Raw genomic sequence first — 6,266 nt, forward strand, 5'->3', positions numbered from 1 at the left:
CGATGGTTTTCGCGCTGCAGCCTCCCCCCGGCCTCTGTCTTTCCCGACATCCTATTCTACCCGTCCGGTGGCCAAACGACGCGCGCAAGGTCCCTGACGATATCAGCTTCCAATTCAGCGACCGTCGTCTCGTACTCCTCGATATAAAAGCGGTCAGCACCGTCACGCCGGAAGGCTTCCAGTGCGACGCAACCCTCATCGTAGGCTTCAAGAAGATTGCAAAAGAACGGCCATGAACTGGACGCGGGCAGTTTCTGGAGCAGTTGGCGTTGCGCAGGCAGCTTGAGCATCAACCGACGCAATCCAGATTGCGCGGTCCCACGGCAGCCGTCCTCCTCTATCCAATCCTTCCCCATTGGCGATCCTCTAACCGATAACAGTGTAACAACCGCGCGCCCACGCGGAAGTAAATTACGGTATGTTCTGTTTCCGTGCCCGTTCTGGCCGCCGTGAAATTGCGCGGCCTTTTTTTTGGCGTGTTTAAGGAAGCCAATTGCCATGTCACTACATGTCGATAATCTAGCATCGACATGCCTTTAGTTGTCCACTTGTCGGAAGGACCCAGATGAGAAGTCAACCCGACGGCGTACACTCGCACCCCTCTCCCGGCGAGGTCCGAGAACATTTGGATCGCATACTGTCGAGCCCAGACTTCATTCTCCCCGATCGCGGGCACAGGTTTTTGCAGTTCATCGTGAACGAGACACTCGAAGGACGCGCCGCCTATCTGAAGGCATTCACTATTGCAACCAGCGTTTTCGGACGCGACGCCTCATTCGATATGCAGAATGATCCTTGCGTACGAATGGCAGCACGCCAGCTTCGGAGTGCTCTTGAGCGGTACTATCTGACGAGCGGCTCAATGGATGAGGTACTGATTACCGTTCCAACTGGCAGTTACGTTCCAGCTTTCGCGAAACAGGCGATTGAGGGTGGCACCAGGACTGAAGATGAAGCGCAAACGGTTTCTGCCGCTACAAAGCCATCGATCGAGCAGGCGTCAATCGAGCCGCCGAAGCGCGAAAGCAGATTGCCTCGTTGGATCATGATCGGTGCTGTATTCATCTTACTTGCTGCCGTGGTGATGGCGTCAATTGCCGAAAGCGATAACCCTGTTTTGAAGCAGGCGTTCACGAGCGGCCGTCCAACGATTTTAGTCAAGCCCTTTACGACCAACGAAGAAACCAGGGTCTCGAATGAAGTCCTGAGTGGGCTGAAAAATGAAATCGTCGTCAATCTCGTGAAGTCCAAAGAACTGGTCGTGGTCACTGAGGGCGCAAAAACCAACGCCGACACGACATACACTCTGCAAGGTAGCATACGCCTGGAGGCTGATGATGTGCGAGCAATCGCACGCCTGGTCCGGGGGGCAGACAGTGCAGTCGTGTGGTCGAGCGACTACGACGTCAATATAAAGGGTCGAAGCATTCTCGACGCCCAGATGGCCATCGCGCGATCAATCGCGGCGGCTGTGGCAGCCCCATTCGGAGCGGGTGCGACGTCGCGGCCCCAAGAATAGGCTACGCCCTGGAGATATCGGCTCTCGGAAGCGAGTGGCCAGGCTAACCGTCTCCAGCCGGCTTCTGCTTCCGATGCTTGGTCAATGCATGTGCGCTCCTTACCCGCTCGAAAACCAGTGCCGGCGAAATGGCTTCCCGCTTGGTCCGGGGCGCGTGTCTCGTATTAGGACGAAGCTTGCAGACGGGAGAAACCCTTCATTGCGTCGTCGAAATCGTCCGGATCAATATCGTCGACTGTCGCCGTGGCGTCGAGGTTGTCGGCGCTCTTATTGGTATGCGGCAGTGATAAAAGGGTGAGAGCACATCGGTGATGCATGCCTTAAAGGGTGTAGGATACCGTATACTACCCCACTTGAAGGTGTAACATTCTTTGCCGTTGCAATCTCATCGGATACCTTTCCAACTAGCAGAACTCGAAGTCCGCATTTCGATGTGTCCAGTGCCCGGCAGGCATACCACAGTGGGAGGAATGATAATGACGGAAGCGGGAATCTACGCAAAATTTGTCGATCTCAGCCCCTTTGAGATCAAGGACGAACTCATCAGGCTGGCTCAGGCCGACAAGTCGGGTCGTGCATATCTCAACGCCGGGCGAGGCAACCCCAACTGGATCGCAACCAAGGCGCGCGAAGCTTTCTTCCTTCTCGGTCAGTTCGCGCTGACCGAGGCCAAGCGTGTTTCCTTCGATGAAGAAGCGGGTCTCGCGGGAATGCCGCCCGTCGACGGATGCTACAAGCGGTTGAAGGCATGGGTGGAAAAGCGCAAGGGCGATCCGGACACGCCCGGCGCTGAGACGCTCGACGCTGTGGTGGATTTTGCCATCAAGAAATTCGCCTTCGAGCCTGACAAGTTCGTCAACGAACTCACGGATTCGATTATCGGCGACCACTATCCGGTTCCCGACCGCGCGTTGGTGCACAACGAAGCGATTACTCATGAATATCTGATGTGGGCCATGTGCGCTGGCCACCGCCCGACCGCAAAATTCGACCTCTACCCGGTCGAAGGCGGCACCGCGGCCATGTGCTACATCTTCAAGGCGCTCAAGAATGCGCGCCTTCTGAACTCCGGTGATACGATTGCGCTCGTCACGCCGATCTTCACGCCCTATCTCGAGATGCCGCATCTCGAGGACTATTCGCTGAAGCAGATCCATGTTTCGGCGGAGGCGGAAGACCGTTTCCAGTTGACCGAGGAAGACCTGAAACCGCTCGAGGACAAGTCAGTCAAGGCGCTGTTCATCGTCAATCCCGGCAATCCCTCCGCGGTCGCGATCGATCCGGAAAGCATGGACCGGCTGGTCAAATTCGTCAAATCAAAGCGCCCAGACCTGATGATCCTGACGGATGACGTCTACGGCACCTTCGTGCCGAATTTCGAATCCGTCATGGGCCATCTGCCTCACAACACGATCGGCGTCTATTCCTATTCGAAGTATTTCGGATGCACCGGCTGGCGCCTCGGCGTCGTCGCCGTCGCCCAGGACAACATCTTCGACAAGATGCTCCGAAAGATGCCCGAGGCCACGCAAAAACTTCTCGACGCGCGCTACAAGGCTCTGACGCCGCATCCCCGCGATCTCAAGTTCATCGATCGCATCGTCGCCGATAGCCGCGATGTGGCGCTGAACCACACGGCCGGCCTGTCGCTCCCGCAACAGGTGATGATGTCGCTGTTCAGCCTCGTGGAAATGATGGACGAGGAAAAGATCTATCAGAAGGCGTGCATGGCCATCTGCCAACGCCGGTTCGACAAGCTGATGAACGGAATGGGGATCGAGTTCAAGGCTCGCCCCTATTTCGACCGCTACTACGGCATCATCGACTATGAATACTGGGCGCGCAAATATGTAGGCGACGAGGTGACGGACTGGGTGAAGGAGAACGTTCATCCGCTCGATATCGCCTTCAAGCTAGCCGAGGACCATGGCATCGTGGTGCTGAACGGATCGGGCTTCGAGGCGCCGAACTGGTCGGTGCGCGTGTCCTTTGCCAACCTGCCGGACGAGGCCTACGATTCGATCGGCAGGGCCATCCGTGCGGTGGCGCGAGGTTATCTGCAGGCCTACCGCGCCGCCAAGGGCGAGACGGCTCAGCCGTAGGGCGGGTCGCTATTCGATTTGTAGAAGACGCAGCCGAAGAGATCCTACGCCGGAGATCGCCACCATGCTTCAATGGTTTGCCGCAACGCTTCAGAAATATCCCGAAATCGCCATCTTCCTGTCGCTTGCGATCGGCTATTTCGTTGGCAAGTTCACCTATAAGGGTCTCGGTCTCGGTGCCGTCACCTCGACCCTGCTCGCCGCCGTGGTCATCGGGCAGCTCGGCATCGTCATATCGCCAAACGTCAAATCGGTCTTCTTCCTGATGTTCCTGTTTGCGGTCGGCTACGGCGTTGGACCGCAGTTCGTGCGCGGTATCGCTTCCGACGGTCTGCCGCAGGCGATCTTTTCCGTGGTCGTCTGCATCTACTGCCTGATAGTTCCGGTGATCGTTGCAATGATCGCCGGCTACGATGTCGGCTCGGCCGCCGGCCTCTATGCCGGCTCGCAGACAATCTCTGCCTCCATGGGCCTTGCCACCGACGCGATAAACCGGCTCGGACTGGCGGCAGAACAGACCCAGGCGACGCTCAACGCGATGCCTATCGCATACGCGGTGACCTACATCTTCGGTACCGCCGGATCGGCGGTCATTCTGGCGTTGGTTGGCCCGCGGCTCCTCGGGATCGACCTCGTCGCCGCCTGCAAGGATTACGAGGCGCGCCACAGCGCCGCGGCGGAGTTCGGCGGAGCGGGATCGGCCTGGCACCGCTTCGAACTCAGGGCCTACCTTATCAAGCCGGAAGGCCGCGCCGTGGGCATGACCGCGAAGCAAGCCGAGGCGATGGTGCCGGACGCGCGCGTTTTCGTCGAGCGCATCCGCCGTGACGGCCGGATCGAGGAGGCGACCGCCGATACGGTACTCAGGGCCGGAGACGTCGTCGCCGTGGCCGGTCCGCGTGACGTGCTGGTCGAGGTGCTCGGCCAGGCCGCCGAGGAAGTAAACGATCCCGAGCTTCAGAATGTCCGCGCCGAGGGCGTCGACATCTACGTCACGTCCAAGGCGGTCGACGGCAAAACGCTGTCCGAACTCGCCAAGTCGCCTACGGTGCGCGGCGTCTTCCTGCGCAAGATCGTTCGCGGTGCGACCGCGACCGTGATCCCGATCCTGCCGGATACCAAGATCCATCGCGGCGACATTCTCACCCTCGTCGGGCGCCCGCAGGACATCACCGCGGCGACGAAAGACATCGGTTACCCCGATCGCGCCACCGACGTCGCCGACGTCGCCTTCATCGGCGCCGCGATCGTCCTCGGCGCGTTGGTCGGGGCGTTCGTCCTCAACGTCGGCGGTGTGCCCCTGACGCTGTCAACCGCCGGCGGCGCACTGATTTCCGGCCTTGTCTTCGGTTGGCTTCGCTCGGTGCATCCGACCTTCGGACGGATCCCGTCCTCGACCGTCTGGTTCATGAATTCGGTCGGCCTCAACGTCTTCATCGCCGTGGTCGGCATCAGCGCCGGCCCCGGCTTCGTCGCTGGGCTGAAGGAGCTTGGAGTAAGCCTGTTCCTCTGGGGTGTGGTTGCGACGTCCGTTCCGCTGTTCCTGGCGATGTACACCGGCAAATACCTGTTCAAGTTCGACCCAGCCATCCTGTTCGGTGCCTGCGCCGGAGCGCGTACCACCACGGCGGCGCTCGGCATGATCACGGACGCGGCAAAGAGCCAGGTTCCCGCGCTGGGCTACACCGTGACCTACGCCATCGGCAACACGCTGCTGACGATCTGGGGGATGGTCGTGGTCCTGTTGCTTGGCTAGTTTGCCGTAGGTAAGGTAGCGTGTCTTGCCGAGGTGACCGCTTGGGCCCAAGTGGTCACCATCGTCATCTCTGGGTCTGATATCAGTCCTGTGCACATGGAAGCAGCATTATTGACTAAAGCGCGTCGCCCGTTTTTTGATTCAGGTTCTCGAATCGGCCGATTTGTGATTCCTTCGTAGCTGGAAGGAGACCGGTCATGGGCAAATCACATCCGATCGAGTTGCGTTCCCGTGTTGTTGCGTTCGTTGAAGAGGGTAACACCCATCGCGAGGCGTCTCGGCATTTCCGTGTGTCGCCTCGGTTTGTGAATAACCTTGTTATCCTGAAGCGTGAAACGGGCTCTCTGTTGCCAAGACGACAGGGCCATGTCGGTGGCGGCAAGTTGAGCGACCATGGAACATGGTTCCGTGAACGTATGGCTGAGAAGGGTGATTTGACGCTTGACGAATTGTGCCTCGAGCTTGCAGAGCGCGGCGTCATTGTGCATCGCTCGAGCGTTGGACGCATGTTGCACCGGCTCGGTTTGAGCCATAAAAAAAAGCCTCATGGCAAGCGAGCAGCATCGCCCGGAAATCGCTCGGGCGAGAAGTCTATGGCTCGAAAGGCGCAAGCCATTCTTCGATAAGGCTCTGGCTCGCCTTACTTTTATCGATGAAACGTCAACGAACACGAAGCTGACAAAACGCTCCGGATGGTCGCCAAAGGGCCACCGTTACCGCAGTCATGCGCCTTTCGGATCCGTAAGCGGTCAGCCGATGGCGTGGGACTTGAAGTTCCACGGCATGAGCGCCTCGAGCTCAGATACAGGCCAGCCTTGAGCGATGCGGGTCAGGGTCTGGGAGAGCCAGTCGAGTGGATCGACGTTGTTCATCTTGGCTGTCTGCAAGA

6 protein-coding genes are annotated in these 6,266 nt (G+C 58.8%); 4 read left to right on the forward strand and 2 right to left on the reverse strand.

The genetic code is table 11. From position 1 onward, the window contains the following. Positions 1-56: 56 nt before the first annotated feature. On the reverse strand, positions 57-290 hold the full coding sequence (locus AC1DE4_RS09010; protein WP_477881076.1) for a nodulation protein: 234 nt from the start codon (positions 288-290) through the stop codon (positions 57-59). 404 nt (positions 291-694) lie between these two features. On the opposite strand from AC1DE4_RS09010, the gene AC1DE4_RS09015 reads away from it, so the two are divergent. The 4 genes from AC1DE4_RS09015 to AC1DE4_RS09030 all read left to right on the forward strand — a co-directional run bounded on the left by AC1DE4_RS09015 (position 695) and on the right by AC1DE4_RS09030 (position 6,003). Beyond that, on the forward strand, positions 695-1,519 hold the full coding sequence (locus AC1DE4_RS09015) for a hypothetical protein (RefSeq protein WP_477881078.1): 825 nt from the start codon (positions 695-697) through the stop codon (positions 1,517-1,519). Positions 1,520-1,995: 476 nt separating this feature from the next. Next, entirely contained in the window at positions 1,996-3,621 is a 1,626-nt protein-coding gene (locus tag AC1DE4_RS09020) for a bifunctional aspartate transaminase/aspartate 4-decarboxylase (protein ID WP_169680671.1), read from the forward strand. 64 nt (positions 3,622-3,685) lie between these two features. Further along, on the forward strand, positions 3,686-5,377 hold the full coding sequence (gene aspT / locus AC1DE4_RS09025; protein WP_169680669.1) for an aspartate-alanine antiporter: 1,692 nt from the start codon (positions 3,686-3,688) through the stop codon (positions 5,375-5,377). 197 nt (positions 5,378-5,574) lie between these two features. Then, positions 5,575-6,003: a helix-turn-helix domain-containing protein gene (locus tag AC1DE4_RS09030; protein ID WP_246779213.1), complete on the forward strand. Its 429-nt coding sequence runs from the start codon at positions 5,575-5,577 to the stop codon at positions 6,001-6,003. A gap of 123 nt (positions 6,004-6,126) precedes the next feature. Here AC1DE4_RS09030 and AC1DE4_RS09035 read toward each other — a convergent pair. Continuing rightward, on the reverse strand, positions 6,127-6,266 hold a 140-nt coding region (locus tag AC1DE4_RS09035), incomplete at its 5' end, for a transposase domain-containing protein (protein ID WP_477881099.1).

Source organism: Rhizobium sp. 10N414, assembly GCF_056394785.1.